The following is a 23858-nucleotide window of genomic DNA, read 5'->3' as shown; positions in this document are numbered from 1 at the left end:
GTTATTTTTCCTCCCCTGTAAGCTTCATAAATACATCTTCAAGTGATTGAATCACTTGTCTGTCCATAGCGAAAATAGCTATGCCTGCAGAAGTTAATGTTGTAACTACTTCTGGAACACGATTTTTGGTTGTTTCAATATGTAATCCACCTTCCAAGATGCTGTTACTTATATTAACGCTTGTTAGAAGTGAAGCTGCTTTTTCATTATTATCAGATTCTAATGTCAGAACAGTTTTATCACCCTTTTGTGACATGTTAAGGAGTTCGTCAATGGATTTTACCGTTATAATTTTCCCCTTATTAATTATACCAACACGGTCGCACATCTGCTGCATTTCACCTAATATATGACTAGATACAAGCACCGTAAGACTAGTTTCTGATGAAAGCTTTCGAAGTAGCTCACGCATATCCTTGATTCCTGCGGGATCAAGACCATTTGTAGGCTCATCAAGTATAAGAAGTTTTGGACTATGAAGTATGGCCTGAGCAATACCTAGACGTTGCTTCATACCTAACGAATAAGTTTTCACCTTATCATTTATTGCCCGCTCTAAATCCACAATTTTCACTACTTCATTGATTCGAATCTCATCTACATCTTTATATATTTTAGCGAATAGTTTAAGATTATCGAGTCCAGACATATAATTATACATATCCGGATTTTCAACTATGCACCCAATGTTACGCATTGCTCCTTTGAAATCTTCTTTTACTGAGCATCCATCTACATAAATATTTCCCTCAGTAATTTTGGATAATCCAACAATCATCTTAATAGTAGTGGATTTTCCAGCGCCATTAGGTCCAAGAAAACCGAATATTTCTCCTTTTTTAAGTTCAATGGAAATATCTGAAACGATTGTACGTTTACCAATTACTTTTTTTAGTTTTTCGATTTTTAATACTTCATTAGCCATAATATGCCCCCTGAATTTTTTTCATTTCTCATCACTATAACCATAGTATACTCCACGAGCTGCTAACACTCAATGTCGCTACACTTACAAATAAAAAAGTTATCTTACTATTTTGTAAGAAAGCCCATATTTACAGTTATTAGTTAAGAAAGTAAAAATAGACTAAGGACACTCGAAAGGGTGTCTTTTCTTTTACATTAAATCATCTCCTGCGGAGCTGCATATTAACGACTTCAGAAGGAGATTTACCCCTTTGTAGCGCTCTGGAGTAGATAACAATTCTCAATTGTTATCCCCCCACTGAAGTTTTCTATTTGTTAGGGTAAGTAACTCCTACTTATAGAAGTGGGAGACTTTCCTTCTGGAATGTCGTTAAAATATGGGTGTTACATAATGGCAGTCAAACCTCTGCCAATTTTCGCTATAATTGGTAGAGGAAGGAGGGAAATTATGACACAATTGGATGAAATATTACAAAAAATTGAAAAACACAGAACTTTATTGCATCAGTTAATGGATGAAAAAGAAACCTTAACTGATCCCAGATTAGTAGTACTTAGTCAAGAGTTAGATGAACTACTAAATGAATACGATAAGCTATTAGATTAAATTTAATAGCTTATCGTATCAAATCAATTAAGGAGCCTAAGGGCTCCTTTTCATATTAAACCCAGTAACAATTATATGAATGAATCGTAATATATGGTAATATTTTAACAATGGCATAGTTAAGTTTCCTTCAAGAAATATATCTCATGAAAATGTGATACATAGTAACAAAATATCAAGCAAAAATGAAAGCGTAAAAGTGGAACTTTCAGATATTCATTTATAATTTTGATGTAGTCGGGTGAAATATTTGTTGAATAAGTATTATTGTAAGATTTCATTAATAATTTAAATATATTTCTTTAACTTTTCTTATGTATTATATAATTAAAGAAAGGATGTGTTTAGATGTGGCTTAAAAAACTAAAAAAGAAAAAACTTCAATGTTTTTTAATAGGAGCGTTATTATTTTTATCCTCTTTAATATTTACAAGTAGTTTGTCTATGTTAACTTCTATTCAAGGGTATATTAATAAATTTTATTCTAATGATAAATTTTACTATATAATTTGTTATAACGCTAATGAAAGTTCTACAAATGATGTACTTAAGTGGGGTAAAAATAATACAGAGGTTAATGATGTTAAAGCTACTGAGGCGTTCACTTCTGGTAACGACCTTTATCACAATGGTGTAAATTTAAAGATTTCAATGTACGATGTTGTTCCCATAGAAGATAGCAAAAATATTCCATTTGGACTAACTAAGGGTAACTCATCAAATAATGACAGTTGTCCTAAAAAAGGTGAAGTGTGGATTACTAAGATTCTAGCAGAAAATAATAATATTCACCTTGGAGATAACTTAACCATAAAAACAAAGACAAAGGACGTTACTTTAAAGGTTTCTTCCTTAATTAATGACTCTCTTGAGCCATCTTCTACTATTGGTATAATTAATCTATATACCAATAAGAATAGTGAGCAGGAATTCTCTTCATTAAGGAAAGCATCATTAATTTTTATAGATGTTAAAAGTGGGACTAATGTAGCTAATGTAGAAAAGGATTTGACCGGGGCTATAAAAGTTGGTGGCTTTGTATTTGATAAAGATTTATTAAGCTTAAGTTCAACGATGGCTTCTTCTATGATAGGTGGCATTGCAACCTTAGCTTCAATTCTAGTGTTTATTGTTTCAGTGCTTCTTATGCGATTTATTTTATGGAATAATATTTTAAAAGAATATAAATCTATTGGAATATACAAAGCTCTTGGTTTTTCTAAAAGAGATATTCTCAAATTTTATATTATAGGTTACTCAATAATTGCATTTATTGGAAGTATCCTTGGAGCTCTGTGTAGTATCCCTATATTAAATTATACAGCCTCGAAAGTTTTAAAGTATATTGGTGATTTTAAAGGTGTAAGTATTAATGCATATGTTATTTTAGCTACAGTAATTTTATTTACATTAGTGGTGATTATTAATCTGTATTTTGTAATTAGAAGAACTAATAAGATTACACCTGTGGAGGCTCTTAGAACAGGGATTACATCTTCAAGGCGAAAGCTAACAAAGTCATTGATCAAAGATAATATATCTTCCTTAGCCTTTGCAATAAACGATATGTTTAAATATAAAAAGACTACTGCCTTTATCACATTAACATTAACATTATCCCTAACACTGGTATTGATATTTGGTAATGCAAATGGATCTATGTCAAAGATGAAGGAAAATGCTCCTATTTGGTTTGGACTACCTAAAAGTAATGTAACCATTAGTGCTCCGCAAATGGTTAGACAATCAGAAGTTTTAAATAAGGTTTTGAATGATGTAAAGAAGGACAATAGAATTAAAAATTATGTTTATGGATCTATGATGCTAACGGATGTAGTAGAACTTGATACTAAAAAATACCCTATAAAGAGTACACTTTACGATATATTTGTGATGAATTCTTACACCAGTGATTTAGGCTTTACTATCATAGATGGGCATAATCCCAAAAATTCTAAAGAAGTAGCTGTTTCTTCAAAAATATTAAAAGATGCAGGATTATCCGTAGGAGACTATATAGAACTATCTATAAATAATAAAAAAGACTCCTATTTAATAACAGGCGCTTATAATTCAATGATGCAAAATGGATATGGTATAAGAATATTAAATGCTGCAATAGAAAAGGAGATTCCAAAATTTATAGGCAGTGAAATTTTTATAACTCTAACAGCTGGTACAGATATAAAACAATTTAAGAAAGAGATTAACAATATATATCCTAATTTAGATGCCAGTGAAATTCCACCTGCAATTAAAGATGTCATAGTATCTATCCCTGGAACAGTACTCCCTATTACCAATTTATTAATTGTGGTATTTATAGCATTTGGTGCAATAACGATATTAAATATTATCATAATCAATATTAGAGATAATAGAAGAAACTTTGGAATAATGAAGGCCCTAGGATTTACATCTAAAGAAATAAGAAACAGATATCTATATAGGATATTAATATTAACATTATTTAGCACAATTATAGCTATCATATTTAATTTAACGCTAGCAAGACCTATGATTGCTGCAGCAGTTAGTAAATTAGATGTGTTAATAATATCTCCAGTAACAATGTTACTACTAATAACTACTATGGTTTGTTTAATATTAGTAACTACACTTATATGCTGTAACTCTATAAAAAATACTAAGATTACTGAATTAATGGAGGAGTGATTTGATGAAAAAATCAGTTATAAAAGCTAATAATCTTTGCAAATCATTTGTCACAGGTAAAACTGCGCTAAATGTGATAAAAAATTTAAGTTTAGACATCTATGAAGGGGACTTTACTGTAATTATGGGAAGCTCAGGCTCTGGTAAATCTACATTATTATATACTTTAAGTGGTATGGACTCACCCACTAGTGGCAGCGTTAATATCTTAGGGAAGGATATTACATCAATGAAAGAGAATGAACTTTCATTAATTAGAAAAAAAGACATTTCCTTTGTATTTCAAAGTATAAATCTATTACCTGATATAACGGTTTTTGAAAACATAGCTTATTGTGGTTATGGAGTAAATAAAAATAAAAAAGAAGTCAATGAGAAAACCTTAAAGCTTCTTGAAACCCTGAGTATAAAAGATGCTAAGGAAAAATACCCCTCAGAAATTTCTGGTGGTATGCAACAAAGAGCAGCAGTGGCAAGAGCTATAATCACATCCCCTAAAATACTATTTGGAGACGAGCCCACAGGAGCACTTAACTCCACTGCGGGAGAAGAGGTTCTAGACATATTGTCGGACTTAAATAATAATGGTCAAACAGTAGTTATGGTCACTCATGATTTAAAGGCTGCTGCTCGTGCTTCCAGATTAATATATTTAAAGGATGGTAGAATAGATGGAGAACTTGATTTAGATAAATTCTTTAAATCAGACGATGGAAATAGAGAGGTTTTAATATTTGAATTTTTGAAAGAAAGAGGGTGGTAAACTCTCTTTTTTATATTTTTATGGTAAAATGTAATTATAAAGCATTTGGAGGGTAATTATGGCAAATGAAAAAATTCTTATCATTGAAGATGATATAGATATCAGAAATATATTAAAAGATTATTTTAATAGTGAAGGGTTTATAGTTGATTATTGTGATAATGGAGGAAAAGCTCTTGTCGCGTTTAATTCTTTTAATCCGGATATTGTTGTTTTAGATATAATGCTTCCTGAGGTGGATGGCATAGAAATCTGCAGAATTATTAGGACCACCTCGCGAGTACCCATAATAATGCTTTCTGCTAAAAGTGGGGATATTGATAAGATATTATCCCTGGGAGTTGGCGCTGACGATTATATAACTAAACCTTTTTCTCCCATGGAGATAATAGCTAGAATAAAAGCACATCTGCGGAGATATAAAACTTTTTCAATTCCATTAAAGGATTCTTATCCTTCTAAAAAGTATGATTCTGAAATAAAAGAGTTTGGTAAGTTAGCTATAGATAGTAAAAGCTATAAAGTAACCTTTAAGGGAAAAGAGATTCACTTAACATCCAGAGAATTTGAAATAGTAGACTTTTTATCCGATTATCCATGCCAAGTATTCTCTAAGCAGCAGCTTTATGATAATATTTGGGGACTTAGCGACTTTGGAGATTTAAATACAGTTGCTGTTTATGTAAATCGAATTCGCGAGAAATTTTCTCTGCACAATATAAATTACATTAAAACTGTTTGGGGAGTTGGTTACAAATGGGAGGAAGCAATAGATGAATAAGCAAAGCATAGCTTTGAAAGTTAAAGTTTTCACTTTATCTGTAATTGTATTAGTAGCCTTTGTAATTATTTATTCAACAAATCTTATATATAATAAAAACAGCTTTTATCCTACAGTTAATAAGGGCAGACTTTTAACAAGTTCTATAAAAATAAGTGTAGAAGAAGCATTAGTGAGTAATAATTCTGAATTTTCTTTGAAAAGTGATTTTCCCTATGCTGTTATAGATTTAAATGGAAAGGTTTTGTACTCTTCTATAAGTATTTATAAAAAAGATGCTGTAGCTGATTTAAATGAATTTATGGAATATGATAATAAAGCTTCGATGCAGCATCCGGGACTAATTAAATATACTATCCCACTAATTATAAATAGTAAACAAGTTGGCACAGCAATATTTTTAATTCCTAAGGAGGATTTTTTATCTACTTCACCCAAGCTAGTTACCTTTAGAGATGTATTACCTATTATCATCTCTTTATCTGCAATAATTATACTAATAATCCTCACTTATATTTTATTGAAAAAGGATATTTTATTGCCCTTAGATTCTCTTAATGAAAGTGCGCGGAGAATTTTAAAGGGTGATTTCACATATGAAATTCATTATGATTATGATACAGAAATGGGTGTTTTTTGCCACGATTTCGAAGCTATGAGAGATGAACTTAAATCTTCAAAGGAAAAGGAAATATCAATAAAGGTAAGTGAAAAGGAGCTTTTAGCTTGCTTATCTCATGATATTAAAACCCCTCTAACTGCCATCCATGGATATGCGTCAGGGATTAAGGATGGCATTGTTAAAGATAAGGCGGGTATTGAAAATTATTGTATAATAATATTAAACAGAGTAAAAATGTTATCTAAGCTTCTAGAGGATATACTAGAGCATTCAAAGGCAGAGCTTAACAAAATGAACATATCATTAGTTGAGTTCTACTGTGGCGATTTCTTTAAGGATATATTAGATGATTTATCTGTAGAGATAACCAGTAAGGAAATTCATTTTATTTTCCCAGATAAAATACCTAACCTTTTGTTAAATGGTGATAAGAAAAGACTTTCTCAAGTAATGTACAATTTAGTTTCAAATAGTATAAAGTATTCAAGAGAAGATGGATCCATTTCAATATATTTTGAAAACACTGGTAGGTATCTTAATGTATACATAAAAGATACAGGAATGGGAATTTCTTCGGCTGATATTCCTTATATATTTAATAAATTCTATAGAGCCGAGAAATGCAGAAATCAAAATATTCCAGGATCCGGCCTTGGTCTCTCCATTTCTAAGTATATTGTTGAGGCTCATGGTGGCTTTATAAATTGCGTTGAATCTTCATTGAATGGGACTATTATTTGCTTTGGAATACCAATATAAGTGGTATGGGTTAAGATGTATTTGTTAGATAGTGTACATTAAAATTGTAACTGTATGAGGAGGGGAGGAATATGAAGGGTAAAATTTCAACTAAAAACATTGGAAATATGTTAGTTATTATTTCTTTTACAATACCTTTAATTAATTTTATGTTTATACTGAATTGGTTCTTTGAGATAACTCCATATCAAAAATTAGAAGGGATGCCTTTATTGTTGACGCCTTTAATCTGTCCAATAGGGATGTTATTTGGTGTTTTGTCAATGGCGATTATACGTAATAAACTTGCAAAATATAGTATTATTTTCAATATTATATTAATAACACTACCGTTTTTATATTGGACTTTAGGAACTTTAATTTTTGGACCATGAACTAGCCTCCACTTTATAAGTGGGGCTTATTGGTGAATATAGATAATGATACAAGTTCCCCAAGCTAATAAATAAGAAAACACATAGAAAATTTTCCACTATGTGTTTCTTGTAGTTCTAATTTTGTTTATTTTCTAGCAGTAAAAATCTGAAAAGTAACTCCAAACTTATCAGTGACCATTCCATAAGCAGGGCTAAAGTAAATTTCATTAAGTTCAATAAGGATTTTACCATCTTCCTTCAATTTCTCATAAAATTGTTTGGTTATTGAAATGTCATCGCTTGTGATACATATTGAGATTTGATTTCCCTTCTGAAAAGGAACACCAGGGAAAATATCAGCAACCATAATTTTATTTTCACCAATTTTTAATACTGAGTGTGCGACAAGATCTAATTGATTCTTTTCAAACTTTGACACCTCATCTTTGGGACCTTGACCTATAGTTTGCATAAAAAGAACTTTAGCATTTAAAACCTCTTGATAATATTCAATTGCTTCTTTTGCTCTTCCATCCATTATCTGAATAAAAGGGCTGACTTTTAATGACATAATTAAACAGCTCCTTTGTAAATTTTTATAAGGATTTAATATAATTCAAATTTAGTCTCTACAAAAGCAAATATCCTTATTCATTGCTCTATTTATTATTATATATTATAATGGTGACAAACTATGTCATAGTTATTTTTGGGAGGCGTATATGTCTAAAGCAAAAAGATTAAATGAAATGATTATGATGGTCAATCGAAAGAAGAGATTTACGGTTCGGGAATTAGCACAAGAATTTGGGGTTTCTAAAAGAACCATTTTGAGAGATTTGCAAGAATTAGGCGAAATGGGTGTACCATTGTATTCAGAAGTAGGTCCGCATGGGGGCTATCAAGTCTTAAATGAACGAATTCTTCCTGCCATCACATTTACTGATGATGAGGCTATCTCTATATTCTTTGCTATTCATGCATTAAGACATTATATTTCTCTCCCATTTGACGGTGAGTATGAATCAATAAAAAAGAAGTTTTATTTAAATCTTTCTGGAGATATTAGAGATACGATAGATAGAATAAAAGACCGTGTTGATTTTTTGTCAGTACATCAACAAGAGGAAATTCCATTTTTAAGACAATTATTAGATGCATCAATAAAGCAGGATGTTATTATAATTAACTATGTGACAAATGAGAAAATCAGCAATAGAAGTATTCAACCAATTGGTATATATGCAAATGAAGGAATGTGGTATTGTCCATCTTATTGCTTTTTAACTAAAGATTATCGAGTCTTTAGGTGTGACCGTATAAAGTCTGTAAAACTTGATGAAAACACTGATACTATTGACTTGTCTAATATTAATTTAAAGAACCGTTTTTCAATCCTTAATGATACTAAAGAAACATTTGAATTATATGTGGAGTTAACTAATAAAGGTGTAGAAAAATATCAATCTGCAAAATGGCCAAATATTGAGTTGAATAAACAAGAAGATGGTTCAGGATTTTTGAATGGGAATATCTCAAAACATGATATTGATTTTTTTTCTGATTACTTTATTACATATAGTAAACATGCAATTATCAAAAAACCTTTTGAGTTAATTGCATGCATAAAAGGGAAACTAAATATAATTTTAAATCAGTATACTTAATTTTAATATAAATTATTTAATCAAATTTCCATCTATAATGACCGTGTATAGGAGATGTAAAGTAAGAAAGTTTCAGTATACTAGCATGAGGTTTGGTATTATGAATGACATAAGGAATACCATTTTTATCTCTTTTATTAGAAATAATACCAATATGTTCATAACCCTTAGTAAATACCACAATATCACCAGGTTGCCATTCTTTTAAATTTTCAGCATTCCTAGATTTAACTTCGGTGGTTAAACTTTGAGCGTGCCTACTAAAAAATATATCTTGATTGGGCACTCGTCTGAAATCAATATTAGGGTCTGGCTTTTCATCTACTCTAGGATAAAGTTTAATATTGCTTTTTATGTCCTCATCAATAAGGTCTTTTAAATTAATGTTAGCAGTTTTAAAACCTCGCCAAATTACGTCGGTACATACCCCTTCTTTTTCAGGTGGATAGCCACCATTATAATAATTACTTATATATTTTGTTTTATTAAGAACTTCATTATTAGCACCATTAACTATATCTAGTGCATCTGCTACTCCGTTTTTATTGTTATCAATTTTCGAAAAATTTTCAGATACTATAAATTTGGGTTTAAAGATGCTAAAAACATATTCATTAATGATGGATTTAAAAGGTGAATATATATAAGCACAAGTTAAGATTAAAAAAATCATTATTAAAATTACAACAAATTTTTTTTTCACTTTGTCACCACCCCATCTAGTTTACAATTATGACATTAAAATTATCTTTAAAGAAAAAAAGATTTAAAAATTCTTAGCCCATAATTATCTATCAAAAATAAATGAATTTATTACTGCTAAATATTCCCGAACAAAACAAGTAGGCACTAGAATTGGATGAAGTGGGGCAGGATACCCATATACTTTTAACCCCTGCCTTTCTGCTAAGAACTTAGCTCTAAACATATGGAAATTATTTGTAACAATAGTTGCTTCTATATTTTCTTTTTTATCTAATCCTTTTAAAAGCGCTGCTGTAAATTTAAAGTTTTCTAAAGTATCGGTTGACTTTTCCTCCTGTATTATCTGTTCTTTTGCCACTCCGTGCTTTATTAAAAATCTTTTCATAGCCGCTGCTTCCGTAATAGTTTCACTAGGACCTATTCCACCTGAAACCACTACCTTAACATTAGGATTTAATTTAATATATTCTAAACTGGCATAAAGCCTTTGATAAAGTGCCGTTGAAGGAACTTCTCCTCTAATACCAGCCCCTAAAATAACTAGATAATCTGTTTTTTCTCTATGCTTTGATATAGCTGATTGAATTATGCACCCTTCAATAAATACAAAAGAAGCTAGTCCCATAAAAAAGCATATTTTTATCGCTGTTCTAATCTTTCCTGGTTTTATTAAAATATATTCCCGTTTACTTTTCCGTTTAATTAATCCTAGTGATATTAATAATACTCCGAGGCCTAGATAAAATTCTGCAAAAGTTACTCTCCCGCCAAATATTATAGTTCCTATAAAATAGACTTCACATAATACACCTAAAACTACATAAACATTGCCCTTATTTTTCATAATATCTCCTACCCTGCTGTGTGCAGATAACACTTTTTATTTATATAATATCATAATATTTTATATAAATGGTATAATATTTATAACAATGCTACTCTGAAACCTAATTAGTATGAAAAACATCAAAAACTATTGACAAAATAGGGTAAACGTTTTAAGATGAAACTATACCAAATGTATATACTTTAGGGAGAAATATAATATGAAAATAACACAAGAAGCAGATTACGCTCTTAGAGTAGTAATTTACTTATGCAAATTAGGCTATGGTGAAAAGATAGAGGCAAAAGTAATTTCAGAAAAAGAAGGTATACCGCTAAGATTTCTTTTAAAACTTTTAGGAAAGCTTATACAAGCAAACATTCTAAAATCTTATAGGGGAGTCAAGGGAGGCTATGCTATAAACAAATTGCCAGAACAAATAACATTAAAAGGTGTTATAGAAGCAATAGATGGTCCAATATGTGTTAATAGATGCGTAATTGAACCAAGCTTTTGTAATTTGAATAGAAGTGGTGAATGCATTGTGCATAGAGCTATGACAAAAGTACAAAAGAATTTAAATGCGGAATTAGAAAGTATAAATTTTAAACAACTAGTAGAGGGAGAAGTTTAGGTATGAAATAAAGATTAGTTATGCATGCCTAATCTTACTGATAAATTATATAAAAAAACAAATATAAATTTAATAGTAAGATGTATACCAAAAGGGACCTGCTCATGAACTTTATCTATGAGCAGGTCCTAAATTTATATTTTTCTAAAATTACTTCATTGACTCGATAATGCTGCCTGCAATGGCATCCATTGAATCCGCATCATCTTCTTTCATGCTGGAGTTCAATGACATCTCATTATCTAAAATAGTCATTTCTTTCATCTCATCCAAAAGTCCACGCATCAATTTGCCGGATTGAGGGGCCCATGAGCCATTTTCTATAAGAGTGAAAGTACGTTTTTGAAGATTTAATGATTTCATATCCATCATATAATTCAGCATCGGTGGATAAATCTTCAAGTTGTAGGTTACAGAGGCAAGAACCACATGACTATATTTGAATGTCTCAGAAATCAAATAGGAGACGTGAGTTTTTGAAACGTCATACATAACCACATTAGTCATTCCCTTTTCCACGAGCCTTGTTGCTAGGTCACTTGCAGCGGCCTCCGTATTGCCGTACATTGTTCCATAAACGATCATTACTCCATTTTCCTCAGGCTCGTATCGACTCCACTTGTCGTACTTATCTAACAAGTACCCCAAATCATTACGCCATACTGGTCCATGTAGCGGGCAGATAATCTTGATGTCGAGAGTGCCCGCCTTCTTTAAAAGATTCTGAACATGAGGACCATACTTTCCTACAATGTTTGTATAATACCTTCTGGCATCGTCAATCCAATCCCGGTCAAAGTTCATTTCGTCATTAAACAGCTGACCATCTAATGAGCCGAAAGAACCGAAGGCATCAGCTGAAAATAATACACCATTGTAAGTATCAAATGTCACCATAGCTTCTGGCCAATGTACCATTGGAGCAGCTACAAATGTAACGTTATGTTTTCCAAAGGACATTGTATCTCCTTCACTAACTTCCATTATTTTGCCATCAATAGCGAAACCGAACTGATGCATGAACAAGGAAGCTTTTTGGGTGCATACAATCTTTACATCAGGATAACGAAGAATAATCTCTTCAATGCATGCTGCATGATCAGGTTCCATATGGTTAATTACCATATAATCTAAAGGCTTGCCTTTTAGGATTGATTGAATATTCAAAATGAACTGACGGCAAATTGACCAGTCTACTGTATCAAAGAGTACTGTCTTCTCGTCCATTAGCAAATATGAGTTATAAGAAACTCCTCGTGGAATTGGATGAATGTTTTCGAAAAGGGAAAGGCGACGATCGCTTCCACCAACCCAATAAAGATCCTCAGTTATATTTCTAACACAATACATATATATAATCCTCCTTTATACTAAAAACACATTATTAAATTTAATTATTATAAAAATTAGACTTCTATAAACATATTTTTTTCTTCATAACAAGATGGACAAGTCCACCCTTCAGGTATGTTTTCAAAGAGAGTACCTTCAGCTATTTCGCCTTCGCGATCACCCATACCAGGATCGTATTCATAACCGCATCCGTTACATACATAATGTTTCCAGGTTGGAACAATTTTCTTAGGAGTAGCTGACTTTATCTTCACCATCGGTGGAGCATCTTTCTTTGCTTCTCCGTTATCTAAAGCAGCAGTAAGTAATGGTAATATCTCCATTAAATCGCCAACGATACCGTAATCAGAGTTCTTAAAAATTTTCGCTTTGGGATCAATATTTATAGCAACTATTGTAGCAGCATCCTTTATGCCCTTCAAATGCTGACCTGCACCTGAAATACCACAAGCAATATAGAGATTTCCTTTAAATTTTTGACCAGACATACCAACATAACGATTGAGTGGTAAATATTTAAGTGTTTCAGCTACTGGACGCGAAGATCCTATAGCTGCACCAGCTTGAACTGCCAAGTCTTCTATAAGCTTCATATTTTCTTTTTCCCCTATACCTAGTCCTACGCTGACTACTCTTTCAGCCTTAGTTATAGGAGTATCCATTGGAATTCCAACTGTAAAATCATATTTATCAGCCTTAAGGGCTTCCACAAGTGCATTTACTTTTTCACTCGCAGTTCCTTCCTTGAAAATCACTTTTCTGCGATAACCTGTTGCAGGTCCACGTTCAGTAGCTTTACCTGTATTCTTGTTTTTCGGCATCTTGCCAATGATGTGAGCAGCGATAACGACACGTTGAATCTCATTAGTTCCTTCATATATTGTGCAAATTTTAGCATCTCTGTAAGCACGCTCAACTTCCATACCTTTCAAATAGCCGTTTCCACCAAATATTTGAAGAGCGTCATTTACAATCTCAAGGCAAACATCTGAAGCATATTGTTTCGCCATAGCAGCTTCCATACTGTAACGCTCATGATTTTCTTTAAGCTCTGCTGCACTGTAAATAAGTAATCTAGCTGCTCTAAGTTTTGTCGCCATATCTGCCAACTTAAAAGAGATAATCTGTTGCTGACAAATAGGTTTACCAAATTGAACCCTTTCTTTTGAGTACTCTAAAGCATTTTCATACGCGCCTTGAGCTATTCCTAGAGCCTGAGCTGCAATACCGATACGACCACCATCCAAAGTTGCCATAGCAATCTTGAACCCGTCACCTTCATTTCCTAGTAGATTTTCCTTAGGGACTTTCACGTCATTGAATATTAGCTCTGCAGTTGCAGATGATCTAATACCCATCTTGTCGTAATGCTTACCGAAGGTAAAGCCCTCTGTATCTTTTTCCACAATAAATGCACTTATACCACGAATACCTATATCCGGCGTAGTAATTGCAAAAACAACGTAAATATCAGCCTTACCAGCATTTGTTATGAAGATTTTTTCACCATTCAAAATGTAATTATCACCATCGAGTACGGCAATGGTTTCCGTACCGCCAGCATCACTACCAGCATTTTCTTCGGTAAGACCGAATGCACCAAGTTTCTCTCCCTTTGCGAGTGGCACTAAGTATTTTTGTTTCTGCTCCTCTGTTCCATAGGCAGAAATTGGGTAGGTGCCCAAAGATGTATGAGCGGAAAGAATTACGCCTGTACCACCATCCACTCTTGATAATTCTTCAACGGCAATTGCATAGCTCATTACATCCAGACCTGCTCCGCCGTATTCTTTTGGATATGGGATCCCCAGCATTCCCATTTTACCTAACTTATTAATTGCTTCCATAGGGAATTTATTTTCCTGATCCAAGGTAAATGCAATAGGTTTAACTTCCTCTTCTGCAAATTCTCTAATCTTTGTCCTCAAATTTTCATGTTGCTGCCTAGTCTTAAAAAACATAAATATACCCCCCTTTAATTAATACGGTTTCGTAAATGTTGCTTTGTGAAATCTGTAAAACCACAACATTGAGCTGCTGCAAGCAAAACTCATCAAACTCCTCCAATTATTTTTACATTTGGAATACATCTAATCAATATGTTTTACTGCATTAACCATACTTGGATTTTTTTTCGAATGTATACCTAAACCGTATAGATTTATTATATACGTAAGAGATTTACATTACAAGCTTAACCAAAACCTTTTTTTCGTCAGGATTCCCCATAAAAATGTGTGGCTTATTCTAAGGCTAAAAGAGGAATTTGCAAAGTGAGATTACTATGTTTTTTACTTCTTTCTACAAATTTAGAAGGGTAATCAGGGTACTTTGTAGAAATATGGTTTAGAAGCATGTCGTTGAAAATAATTTTGAATTTATTAAATTAAGGAGAAATAAATATGAAATACAAAATATATATTGTAGAAGATGATTTATCAATAAGTACTTTATTACAAGAATACATAGCTAAGTATGGGTTTGAGGTAATAGCGGTAAAAAACTTTGAAGAAATAATGATAGGATTTAATGGGTGTAACCCAGACTTAGTATTATTAGATGTTAATTTACCTAAATTTGATGGATTTTATTGGTGCAGAAAGATAAGGCAGCAATCAAAGATTCCTATAATATTTATATCTGCAAGAGATAGTGGAATGGATCAGGTTATGGCTTTAGAGAGTGGCGCAGATGACTATATAACCAAACCTTTTTATGTTGATGTTGTTATTGCAAAGATAAAAAGCCATATAAGAAGAGCTTTTGGAGATTATGCACCTAAGGTAGAGGAAAGAATAGTTGAAGCCGATAGTCTTAAGTTCTACCCAGAAAGGTCAGAAGTAGAATTTAATGGTGAAAGTTTAATTATCACTAAAAGGGAAGGCGTACTACTAGAATGCCTTATGGAAAAGTATCCTAAGGTAGTTAGTAGAGATTTCCTTTTAGAAAGAATATGGGATGACATTGAGTTTGTAGAGGAAAATACCCTAAGCGTAAATATTAGTAGAATAAGAAAGAGGTTGCAGGTTTTAGGAATAGATATGGGCATAGAGACTATAAGAGGAGCAGGTTATAGATTAAATAAAACCTGGTAGTGGAATGATATGAAATTATTTTTAAAGGATAATAGAGGTTATGTTTTTATATATTTATTAAGTTTAGCTCTTACAGTTATGTATTGTAATATTATGGGGTTCATAGAGTTTGGTGAAATCATTTATATACTTGTATTTAATACATTTATTCTGGTATGCTTCTTAGCTTTTAGGTATTATCAAAATAGACAGTTATACAAATTATTAAGAAATGGATTAAATTGTTTGAATGATGCTTTTTTGGAACTTGATAGTTCGGATTTGAGTCAAAATATTTCTGAAATATTAAAGAAGCAACATAATTTATATGAAGCTGAAATACAAAAGTGTAACAAAAATCATAATGAGCATTTAACTTTTATAAATCAGTGGGTACATCAAATGAAGACACCTCTTTCTGTAATACAACTTCTCCTTCAAGAATACGCAGGAGAAGAAAAGGCGCGAAGTATAGAAGAAGAGGTTAATAAATTAAATAAAGGTTTAAATATGGCAATGCATTTTGCAAGAATAGATTCTTTCCAAAAAGATTTTGTAGCAGAGCGAATTTCTTTGAAGAAGTTAGTTATTGATACAGTAAATGAAGAAAAGAAGATTTTCATAAAAAACAGAATAATTCCTAGAGTAGAAATAGATGAAGATATTGAAGTATACAGTGATGTAAAGTGGATAAAGTTTGTATTAGATCAACTTATTATTAATGGTGTGAAGTATTCAAAAGGCATGGGAAAAGAATTGATTATAAAAGCATGGGAAGAAGAAAAAAAAATTAAATTAAGTGTTATTGATGAGGGAATAGGAATCCCAAGGAAAGATATTAAAAGGGTATTTGACCTATTCTTTACTGGAGAGAATGGGCGTAGATATGGAGAATCAACTGGTATTGGATTATATATAGCCAAAGAGGTATGTGTAAATTTAGGCCATGCAATAGAGATAGAATCCACTGTGCATGAAGGAACAGTGGTTACAATAAGATTTACAAAATGAAAAATAGCTTTATATATAGATTATAATGGGGTGGAATATGGATAAAAGAGCTAAGATTTTAGTAGTTGAAGATGAAAATGAAATTAATAAATTACTTTGTAGTATTCTTGAAAATAAGGGTTATAGAGTTAGAGCAGCTTTTTCAGGGACAGAAGCTTTAATGTGTGTAGAAAATGAACGGTGGGATATGATTTTATTAGATTTGATGATCCCAGGGATTAGTGGAGAAGAAGCTATATTAAAAATTAGAGAAATAACAAAAGCACCAATAATTGTAGTAAGTGCAAAAACATCTAAAAAAACTAAGATAGAATTATTAGAAAGTGGAGCAGATGATTTTATTTGTAAGCCATTTGATCCAGATGAAGTTGTTGCAAGAGTTAATTGTAATTTGAGAAGATATCTAGAATTTTTTAAGGATGAGGGAAAGAAAAATAGAGATAATATTTTGAGTTATAAAGATATTAGTTTAAATACAGAAAGTAAAGAAGTAAAAGTGGGACAAACTATACTTACGCTAACTGCAAAAGAATTTGCATTACTAGAACTGTTATTAACAAATCCCAATAAGGTGTACAGTAAATCTAATATTTTCGAAAGTATATGGGGAGAAGAATTTTTGGGCGATGATAATACTGTAAATGTACATGTGAGTAGACTAAGAAATAAGCTGTTTATTGCAAATGATAGTGAAGATTACATAGAAACAATTTGGGCAATGGGGTATAAATTAAGAAGAATTAAGACTTTTGAAAGACTTTAGTAAAGTTTTCTTATGAAACATTAGTTATGATAAAAGAATGATTCATAAGGAGGTAATAAAATGAGTGAGTATGTAATTATAGCTAGTAACATTACAAAAACATATGGTAGTCGCAAAGTTTTAGATGATTTGTCCATAAAGATAAAAAAAGGTGATATATATGGAGTTATAGGGAAAAATGGTGCCGGAAAAACAACTATGATTAGAGTGCTTACAGGTCTTGTTATACCTAATGCTGGACAAGTTGAACTATTTGGACATAGTGAGGAGAAAGAGATTATTAAGGAAAGAAGTAGAATTGGTACATTAATAGAATCACCAGCTCTTTATCTTAACATGACGGCGTATGAAAATCTTGAACTTGTCAAAATTCAAAGAGGAGTTCCAGGAAACAAATGTATTAATGAGACTTTAAATTTAGTAGGACTTAAGGATGTCGCGAAAAAGAAAACTAAGAATTTCTCGCTAGGAATGAAACAAAGACTGGGAATTGCTATGGCATTATTAAGTGAGCCAGAATTTTTGGTTTTAGATGAACCTATGAATGGGCTAGATCCAATTGGAATAAAAGAAATAAGAGAGCTTTTAATTAAATTAAACAAAGAAAGAGGAACAACTATTTTAATATCAAGTCATATGTTATCTGAACTTACTCATATTTCCAATAGATATGGTTTTATAAATGATGGGAAATTAATTGAAGAAATGACGTCTTGTGAACTTTCAAACAAATGTAGAACTTATCTTCATTTGAAAGTAAATTATACTTCGGATGTTTCAGTTATTTTAGAAAATGAGATTGGGATAAAAGACTTTGAAGTTTTTCCAAATAATATCATAAGAATATATGATGAATTTGACGGAGAAAAGATTACTATTGCTCTATCTAAACATAACATAGGCGTTAAAGAAATAATGCAAATGGGTGAATCACTGGAGGATTATTTTACTAAGTTAGTTGGAGGAGAAGATAATGAGTAATCTAATTAGAGGAGAATTTTATAAATTAAGGAAAAGTAGATATTTTGTTGGAATGATATTTATGGCAATAGTGGCTTCATTTTTTTTAATTACTGTATGGGATAAGGATATACAACGACTGCAGAAAGTACATCCTAATTTTCTTATGAATGGAGCATATTCAATAGAATACGCATTCGAGTATATTATATATACTAGTTTTATATTTGCATTATTAGGCGGAGAATTTATTGCTAAGGATTTTAAGAATAATAATATAAGTAAAAGTTTCAGTTATGGATATACGAGAAGTAAGGTTATATTAAGTAAATTAATAGTATTTATAATGGCTTGTTTATTTTTAGAAATAATTTATACAACAATTTTAGTTATATATGTTTCAATAAATCATGGATTTTGTGAAGTCTTAAATTTAAGTGCTATTTTATACTTAACCAGAGTAATTATTATTGGAATAATGTATAGTGCAGTCACAATATGTATAATTGCTATGATTGCTATGATAACAAAGAGTGCTCTTTGTACATTTGTTTCACCAGTTATATTCTTTCTGAGTTTTCAATTGCCAAGCAACATAAGTGCATATATACTTCCTTATGTTGCTGGGCGAGTGGCAATATCGAGATTTGCACCTAAAGAAGAGATTATATTTGGGATAATTTCATCACTTTTAACTTTTATTATAACAATTGGAGGGAGTATGTTATATGTACGGCGTGAAGATATTAAGTAAAAGATAAGTAAAAATTTTATTATATGAGTAGGAGAAATGAAATGTATTTAGCTATTATTTTAATGATTATTTTTCTAATATTAATTTTGGCAGTAGCAATTATTAAGTTACATTTATATAAAAGAGAAATAGGAGCTATAACTAAGCAAATCAGAAATTTTAGAGTGCGAGAAACCAATAAAAAAGTTAATACTGAAATAGCTGATAAATATATAGAAAATTTAGCTTTTGAAATTAATGAATATTTAGAACTTTACAGAAGAAATGAACAAGAAAAAGTAATGTTTGAAAATACATTAAAACAAGGCATAGCTAATATGTCTCATGATTTAAGGACCCCCTTAACATCAATAATAGGATATTTAAAACTTCTTAAACAAAATACCATAGATAAAGAAGAGGCATTAGAGATAATTGAAAATAAAACTAACAAATTAAATGTTCTTATAAATGATTTTTTTGAGTTAGCTTCAATAGAGACTGAAGATTATGAGTTAGAGATGGTAAAAATAAATTTAACTAATATAGTACGAGACGAAATTTTATCACTTTATGAATCTTTTGAGAGAAAAGGGATAGAGCCCAAAATATGCATTCCGGATAAGCCAATTTTTATAATGGGGGATAAGGATAGTCTAGAGAGAATAATAGATAATTTGCTATCTAATACATTAAAATATGCTGAGAAAGTTATTGAAATAAAATTAGAAGAATGTGATGCTAAAGTTATTTTTAAAATTTCAAATATATGTACAGGCATTGATGAAAAAGATGTATTACATATATTTGATAGATTCTATATGGCAGACAAAGTGAGAACTGGGAATGGTGTAGGACTTGGGCTAGCTATTGTAAAAAGTTTAATGGAAAAGATGAATGGAGTTATAATATCAAAACTTGAAGGAAATAGGATTTCTATAATATGTGAATGGAAGTATATAAAATAGTATTATTTTATATACTTTTTTTTAGGCTGTTAAATCATCTCCTGAAGAGCTGTAACAACTAATAATTGCAAAGCTTACAACCATGTCACATTCCTGTAAGCTTTGCAGATAGTACCTTATACATTTTTATTATAAACTATATATAAAGTAATAATTAGTTTGTAAGGAGTGATAACGCATGGATATAATATTTTTATTAAAGGCAATCATAATAGCAATAGTAGAGGGCCTAACTGAGTTTATCCCAGTATCTTCTACAGGGCACATGATATTAATTGGATGGGCAATTGGGTTTGAAGGAAAATTCGTAGAGATGTTTGTAGTTGTAATTCAACTTGGGGCAATAATGGCAGTTGTTGTTTTGTATTGGAAGAAAATCAAAGAAAGTATAATAGAATTTTTTAAGTTTATATTTACTAAAGGAAGAGAGGGGGAAAAGGGATTTAGATTTGGGATTAATGTTGTTGCAGCTTCTATTCCCATGGCTATTGTAGGAGTAACATTTTACGATAAAATAAAATCGAAATTTATACCCGAAGCTGTCATAGTAGGATTTATAGTTGGTGGATTATTATTACTGATAGTCGAAAAGAGTTTCGTAGGAAAGAAGCATAAGGTAGATAGTATAGATAGCATAACCCCTGTACAATCATTAAAAATTGGTATATTACAACTTCTTTGTGTGTGGCCAGGAATGTCAAGAAGTGCATCTACAATTATGGGTGGATGGATTGCAGGATTATCAACACCGATAGCTGCAGAATTTTCGTTTTTCATAGCGATTCCAGCTATGATAGGGGCAACAGGTAAGGACTTATTTGAATTTGATTATTCTATAATGACGAAAACATTATGGATTTCATTAATAGCTGGATTTGTTGTGGCTTTCATGGTGTCCTTAATTGTTATGAAAAAATTTGTTGATTATTTAAAAAAGAAGCCAATGAAAGTATTTGCAGTATATAGAATAGTAGTAGGGATTTTACTTGGAGTATTAGTATTAACTAAGATTATCATCTTAACATAATCATTTTAACATAATAGGAGGAGTAAGTAATATGGATATTTTAGCTGTAAAGAATTTAAGCAAGGTATATGGTAATAAAATAACATTCAGTGCATTGGATAATATAAGTTTCACAATAGAAGAAGGTGAATTTGTAGGGATAATGGGGCCGTCAGGAAGTGGTAAGACAACACTGTTAAATATGATTTCAACAGTAGATAAGCCAACCTCCGGAGAGATAAGAATAAAAGATATAAATCCTTTAACGCTTAAGGGTGATGATCTGGCCTTATTTAGAAGGAGAGAATTAGGATTTGTATTTCAAGATTTCAATTTGCTAGATACTTTAACTATTGGTGAAAATATAGTGCTTCCACTTACATTAGATGGTGTACCAGTAAAAAACCAGGATGCGGAACTTAATAGAATATCAAAGATACTTGTAATAGAAAAACTAATTAACAAGAGAACTTTTGAAATATCAGGTGGAGAAGCTCAAAGGACATCTATTGCAAGGGCATTAATACATAATCCTACGCTGATACTCGCTGATGAGCCAACTGGTAACTTGGATTCAAAAGCTGCTAAAAATGTAATGGAATTATTTGAAAAAATAAATAAAGATGAAAAAGTAACTACAATGATGGTAACTCACGATGCATTTTCAGCAAGTTATTGTAATAGAATTCTATTTATAAAAGATGGAACTATATATAATGAAATTTATAAGGGAGATAGCAGAAAACAGTTTTATCAAGAAATTATTGATGTGCTTGCACTAATGGGAGGGGGAAACTAATGAATTTTAGAGAGTTTGCCACTAAAAATGTGTATAGAAATATAAAAGCGTATTTCGCTTACTTTTTAAGTAGTAGCATATCAGCGACCTTACTATTCTCTTTTACTATGATAATAGTTCATCCTGACTTTATGGTGCCTAATCAGCTAAGAAATACACTTTATGTTACAGCCGTAATTGCATACTTGTTTTTATGTTTCTTTGTATTTTACTCAGTAAGCGTCTTTTTAAAAAGTAGATATAAAGAATTTGGAATACTTTATATCATAGGTGCATCAAAAAAACAAATACAGAGGATGATAAGCATTGAAAATATAATAATTAGTTCAGTATCGGGAGTAGTAGGGATAATAGTCGGAATAGTATTTTCGAAAATACTTTTAGCAGCTAGTGGAAAGTTATTAGGATTTAATGCTCTAGGATTTTATATTCCAGTTAAAGCTATGATTATTACCTTAATTGCATTTGTAATGGTAGGAATAGTAATTCCAATATTTTGCTGCTTTATTATAAAAGAAGATATGGTTTTAAGATTACTTAAAGGAACTAAAAAACCCAAATCAGAACCAAAATCATCGGCTATTCTCTCGATTATATGCATATTATTACTTACAATAGGATATTATTTATCAATTACATCGACGGAAAAGACAATAATCTATAGAATAATACCTGTAACAATAATGGTGGTCACAGCAACATACTTATTATTTTCTCAGTTAAGTGTATTTTTATTTAAGTTACTTAAAAAAAATAGAAATTTTTATATGAAAAAAACTACAGTGCTATGGGTATCAGATTTATTATATAGAATTAAGGATAATACAAGAATGCTTTTCTTAATTACAATAACTTCAACCGTTGCCCTTTCATCAATAGGATCAGTATATGCCTATTGGAGAGATAAAGAAAACGAGGTAAATAAAAATTTTCCACAAGCATTTTTCTGTGTTGATACTTATAATAATAAAACTAAAATTGATTATAAAGTCGATTTTATAGAAGATTCATTGAAAAATGAAGAGATAGATTATACTAAGGTTAATGGCGAAATGAAGTTTGTTATACCTGATGGTGGCAAAGATGAAGTAACTATAATTAAAGAAGAAATTTATAACAAATTAGCAGTAGAATTATCTTTAAATACTATTATTTTAAAAGAAAATGAGACCAGAATAGTCGAAGCTTTAGCTAAAGATGAAAGAGAAAATGTTACTTTAGAAAATAAGGAATTAAAGGTTGTTAGTAGCGGTGATGAAGGAGTAATCCCAGCAATTTATGAAAAGGTATATGTGGTTAAAGATGATGTATATGAAAAAATGAAGGGGTCTAAGTGTTACTTTGGAGCACTTAATGTAAATAATTATAAGGATACATTAAGTATAGGTAATAATTGTTATAATAAGTTTGGCGATGATAAAGGTGATAAATATTATAATAATTTTCTGAAAGCATATATATTGGAAAGAACTAAAATAAACTATGGGGTAATTTTGTTTAGCGCAATATTTATAGGACTTATATTTTTTGTAACAACCGCAAGTTTCTTATATAACAAGTGTTACATGGATCTTATAGAGGATAAAAAGAAGTATAAACAATTGAATAAAATAGGATTAACTTATAGTGAAATAAAGAAGGTGTTAAATATTGAGATAGGGGCATTATTTTTACTTCCATATATAATTGCTGTTGTACATTTTTTCTTTGCCATGTGTTCATTAAAATCCGCTTTTGGATTTGAGATAACTGTACCAGCATTACAGGTTGTAGGAATTATGTTGATTGTCCAAATCATATATTTCCTTGTTATAAGAAAAAACTATTTATTAGAGATTAAAAAAAGCTTAGTGTAATTTTATTTTAAT

The 23858-nt window shown here is 30.9% G+C and carries 23 protein-coding genes; 17 read left to right on the top strand and 6 right to left on the bottom strand.

The genetic code is table 11. The features are described 5' to 3' along the window. Nucleotide 1: 1 nt before the first annotated feature. The gene (locus KTC92_RS04080) at nt 2–925 is read right to left on the bottom strand and encodes an ABC transporter ATP-binding protein (RefSeq protein ID WP_216304169.1); all 924 of its coding nucleotides are present in this window, start codon (nt 923–925) and stop codon (nt 2–4) included. Between the two features lie 450 nt (nt 926–1375). On the opposite strand from KTC92_RS04080, the gene KTC92_RS04075 reads away from it, so the two are divergent. The 6 genes from KTC92_RS04075 to KTC92_RS04050 all read left to right on the top strand — a co-directional run bounded on the left by KTC92_RS04075 (nt 1376) and on the right by KTC92_RS04050 (nt 7509). Next, nucleotides 1376–1534, top strand: a complete 159-nt coding sequence (locus tag KTC92_RS04075; protein WP_216304170.1) for an aspartyl-phosphate phosphatase Spo0E family protein — start codon at nt 1376–1378, stop codon at nt 1532–1534. A gap of 348 nt (nt 1535–1882) precedes the next feature. Further along, a complete protein-coding gene (locus KTC92_RS04070) occupies nt 1883–4210 on the top strand; it encodes an ABC transporter permease (RefSeq protein WP_220287115.1) in 2328 nt (775 codons plus the stop codon). A gap of 4 nt (nt 4211–4214) precedes the next feature. Next, on the top strand, nt 4215–4973 hold the full coding sequence (locus KTC92_RS04065; protein WP_216304173.1) for an ABC transporter ATP-binding protein: 759 nt from the start codon (nt 4215–4217) through the stop codon (nt 4971–4973). Nucleotides 4974–5031: 58 nt separating this feature from the next. Continuing rightward, the gene (locus tag KTC92_RS04060) at nt 5032–5754 is read left to right on the top strand and encodes a response regulator transcription factor (RefSeq protein WP_216304174.1); all 723 of its coding nucleotides are present in this window, start codon (nt 5032–5034) and stop codon (nt 5752–5754) included. Next, a complete protein-coding gene (locus tag KTC92_RS04055) occupies nt 5747–7135 on the top strand; it encodes a HAMP domain-containing sensor histidine kinase (protein WP_220287117.1) in 1389 nt (462 codons plus the stop codon). The genes KTC92_RS04060 and KTC92_RS04055 overlap by 8 nt, the downstream gene beginning before the upstream one ends. 71 nt (nt 7136–7206) lie before the next feature. After that, nucleotides 7207–7509: a hypothetical protein gene (locus tag KTC92_RS04050; protein ID WP_216304176.1), complete on the top strand. Its 303-nt coding sequence runs from the start codon at nt 7207–7209 to the stop codon at nt 7507–7509. Between the two features lie 127 nt (nt 7510–7636). Here KTC92_RS04050 and KTC92_RS04045 read toward each other — a convergent pair whose 3' ends face one another. Then, nucleotides 7637–8062, bottom strand: coding sequence for a VOC family protein (locus KTC92_RS04045; protein WP_220287119.1), 426 nt, complete (start codon nt 8060–8062; stop codon nt 7637–7639). 151 nt (nt 8063–8213) lie between these two features. On the opposite strand from KTC92_RS04045, the gene KTC92_RS04040 reads away from it, so the two are divergent. Next, nucleotides 8214–9158: a YafY family protein gene (locus KTC92_RS04040; protein WP_220287121.1), complete on the top strand. Its 945-nt coding sequence runs from the start codon at nt 8214–8216 to the stop codon at nt 9156–9158. 16 nt (nt 9159–9174) lie between these two features. Here the strand turns inward: KTC92_RS04040 and KTC92_RS04035 are convergent, their stop codons facing one another. Together KTC92_RS04035 and KTC92_RS04030 are read right to left on the bottom strand one after the other, a co-directional pair. Then, nucleotides 9175–9861, bottom strand: coding sequence for a DUF1287 domain-containing protein (locus KTC92_RS04035; protein WP_258280687.1), 687 nt, complete (start codon nt 9859–9861; stop codon nt 9175–9177). Between the two features lie 84 nt (nt 9862–9945). After that, nucleotides 9946–10707, bottom strand: a complete 762-nt coding sequence (locus KTC92_RS04030; RefSeq protein ID WP_220287123.1) for a YdcF family protein — start codon at nt 10705–10707, stop codon at nt 9946–9948. Between the two features lie 202 nt (nt 10708–10909). On the opposite strand from KTC92_RS04030, the gene KTC92_RS04025 reads away from it, so the two are divergent. Continuing rightward, entirely contained in the window at nt 10910–11323 is a 414-nt protein-coding gene (locus tag KTC92_RS04025) for an Rrf2 family transcriptional regulator (RefSeq protein ID WP_165414758.1), read from the top strand. A 150-nt stretch (nt 11324–11473) separates the two neighbouring features. On the opposite strand, the gene KTC92_RS04020 is transcribed toward KTC92_RS04025, so the two are convergent. Beyond that, on the bottom strand, nt 11474–12673 hold the full coding sequence (locus KTC92_RS04020; RefSeq protein ID WP_216304180.1) for an FprA family A-type flavoprotein: 1200 nt from the start codon (nt 12671–12673) through the stop codon (nt 11474–11476). A 56-nt stretch (nt 12674–12729) separates the two neighbouring features. Continuing rightward, nucleotides 12730–14637, bottom strand: coding sequence for an acyl-CoA dehydrogenase family protein (locus KTC92_RS04015; RefSeq protein ID WP_220287125.1), 1908 nt, complete (start codon nt 14635–14637; stop codon nt 12730–12732). Between the two features lie 441 nt (nt 14638–15078). Between KTC92_RS04015 and KTC92_RS04010 the strand changes: the two genes are divergently transcribed. From KTC92_RS04010 to KTC92_RS03970, 9 genes are all read left to right on the top strand, one after another. After that, complete coding sequence (locus tag KTC92_RS04010; RefSeq protein ID WP_220287127.1) at nt 15079–15771, top strand: response regulator transcription factor; 693 nt, start codon at nt 15079–15081, stop codon at nt 15769–15771. A gap of 9 nt (nt 15772–15780) precedes the next feature. Beyond that, complete coding sequence (locus tag KTC92_RS04005; RefSeq protein WP_220287129.1) at nt 15781–16761, top strand: HAMP domain-containing sensor histidine kinase; 981 nt, start codon at nt 15781–15783, stop codon at nt 16759–16761. A 37-nt stretch (nt 16762–16798) separates the two neighbouring features. Continuing rightward, nucleotides 16799–17524: a response regulator transcription factor gene (locus KTC92_RS04000; protein ID WP_220287130.1), complete on the top strand. Its 726-nt coding sequence runs from the start codon at nt 16799–16801 to the stop codon at nt 17522–17524. 60 nt (nt 17525–17584) lie between these two features. Next, entirely contained in the window at nt 17585–18505 is a 921-nt protein-coding gene (locus KTC92_RS03995) for an ATP-binding cassette domain-containing protein (protein WP_216304184.1), read from the top strand. Continuing rightward, entirely contained in the window at nt 18498–19238 is a 741-nt protein-coding gene (locus KTC92_RS03990; protein WP_220287132.1) for an ABC transporter permease, read from the top strand. Before KTC92_RS03995 ends, KTC92_RS03990 begins: the two co-directional genes overlap by 8 nt. Before the next feature lie 41 nt (nt 19239–19279). Further along, nucleotides 19280–20185 carry a sensor histidine kinase KdpD gene (locus KTC92_RS03985; RefSeq protein ID WP_220287134.1) on the top strand — a complete coding sequence of 302 codons (906 nt, stop codon included), beginning with the start codon at nt 19280–19282 and terminating at the stop codon, nt 20183–20185. A 178-nt stretch (nt 20186–20363) separates the two neighbouring features. Beyond that, a complete protein-coding gene (locus tag KTC92_RS03980) occupies nt 20364–21212 on the top strand; it encodes an undecaprenyl-diphosphate phosphatase (protein ID WP_220287136.1) in 849 nt (282 codons plus the stop codon). Nucleotides 21213–21243: 31 nt separating this feature from the next. Next, nucleotides 21244–21990, top strand: coding sequence for an ABC transporter ATP-binding protein (locus tag KTC92_RS03975; protein ID WP_220287138.1), 747 nt, complete (start codon nt 21244–21246; stop codon nt 21988–21990). Beyond that, on the top strand, nt 21990–23846 hold the full coding sequence (locus KTC92_RS03970) for an FtsX-like permease family protein (protein ID WP_220287140.1): 1857 nt from the start codon (nt 21990–21992) through the stop codon (nt 23844–23846). The genes KTC92_RS03975 and KTC92_RS03970 overlap by 1 nt, the downstream gene beginning before the upstream one ends. The last annotated feature ends 12 nt before the right edge of the window (nt 23847–23858 follow it).

The organism is Clostridium sp. CM027 (assembly GCF_024730565.1).
Lineage (GTDB): Bacteria > Bacillota > Clostridia > Clostridiales > Clostridiaceae > Clostridium_AD > Clostridium_AD estertheticum_B.
This window is presented reverse-complemented; position numbering and strand designations above follow the sequence as displayed.

Excerpts from the sequence above, each read along its gene's own strand:
- KTC92_RS04080 (WP_216304169.1), bottom strand. The coding sequence starts at position 925 with ATGGCTAATGAAGTATTAAAAATCGAAAAACTAAAAAAAGTAATTGGT.
- KTC92_RS04075 (WP_216304170.1), top strand. The coding sequence starts at position 1,376 with ATGACACAATTGGATGAAATATTACAAAAAATTGAAAAACACAGAACT.
- KTC92_RS04070 (WP_220287115.1), top strand. The coding sequence starts at position 1,883 with ATGTGGCTTAAAAAACTAAAAAAGAAAAAACTTCAATGTTTTTTAATA.
- KTC92_RS04065 (WP_216304173.1), top strand. The coding sequence starts at position 4,215 with ATGAAAAAATCAGTTATAAAAGCTAATAATCTTTGCAAATCATTTGTC.
- KTC92_RS04060 (WP_216304174.1), top strand. The coding sequence starts at position 5,032 with ATGGCAAATGAAAAAATTCTTATCATTGAAGATGATATAGATATCAGA.
- KTC92_RS04055 (WP_220287117.1), top strand. The coding sequence starts at position 5,747 with ATGAATAAGCAAAGCATAGCTTTGAAAGTTAAAGTTTTCACTTTATCT.
- KTC92_RS04050 (WP_216304176.1), top strand. The coding sequence starts at position 7,207 with ATGAAGGGTAAAATTTCAACTAAAAACATTGGAAATATGTTAGTTATT.
- KTC92_RS04045 (WP_220287119.1), bottom strand. The coding sequence starts at position 8,062 with ATGTCATTAAAAGTCAGCCCTTTTATTCAGATAATGGATGGAAGAGCA.
- KTC92_RS04040 (WP_220287121.1), top strand. The coding sequence starts at position 8,214 with ATGTCTAAAGCAAAAAGATTAAATGAAATGATTATGATGGTCAATCGA.
- KTC92_RS04030 (WP_220287123.1), bottom strand. The coding sequence starts at position 10,707 with ATGAAAAATAAGGGCAATGTTTATGTAGTTTTAGGTGTATTATGTGAA.
- KTC92_RS04025 (WP_165414758.1), top strand. The coding sequence starts at position 10,910 with ATGAAAATAACACAAGAAGCAGATTACGCTCTTAGAGTAGTAATTTAC.
- KTC92_RS04020 (WP_216304180.1), bottom strand. The coding sequence starts at position 12,673 with ATGTATTGTGTTAGAAATATAACTGAGGATCTTTATTGGGTTGGTGGA.
- KTC92_RS04015 (WP_220287125.1), bottom strand. The coding sequence starts at position 14,637 with ATGTTTTTTAAGACTAGGCAGCAACATGAAAATTTGAGGACAAAGATT.
- KTC92_RS04010 (WP_220287127.1), top strand. The coding sequence starts at position 15,079 with ATGAAATACAAAATATATATTGTAGAAGATGATTTATCAATAAGTACT.
- KTC92_RS04005 (WP_220287129.1), top strand. The coding sequence starts at position 15,781 with ATGAAATTATTTTTAAAGGATAATAGAGGTTATGTTTTTATATATTTA.
- KTC92_RS04000 (WP_220287130.1), top strand. The coding sequence starts at position 16,799 with ATGGATAAAAGAGCTAAGATTTTAGTAGTTGAAGATGAAAATGAAATT.
- KTC92_RS03995 (WP_216304184.1), top strand. The coding sequence starts at position 17,585 with ATGAGTGAGTATGTAATTATAGCTAGTAACATTACAAAAACATATGGT.
- KTC92_RS03990 (WP_220287132.1), top strand. The coding sequence starts at position 18,498 with ATGAGTAATCTAATTAGAGGAGAATTTTATAAATTAAGGAAAAGTAGA.
- KTC92_RS03985 (WP_220287134.1), top strand. The coding sequence starts at position 19,280 with ATGTATTTAGCTATTATTTTAATGATTATTTTTCTAATATTAATTTTG.
- KTC92_RS03980 (WP_220287136.1), top strand. The coding sequence starts at position 20,364 with ATGGATATAATATTTTTATTAAAGGCAATCATAATAGCAATAGTAGAG.
- KTC92_RS03975 (WP_220287138.1), top strand. The coding sequence starts at position 21,244 with ATGGATATTTTAGCTGTAAAGAATTTAAGCAAGGTATATGGTAATAAA.
- KTC92_RS03970 (WP_220287140.1), top strand. The coding sequence starts at position 21,990 with ATGAATTTTAGAGAGTTTGCCACTAAAAATGTGTATAGAAATATAAAA.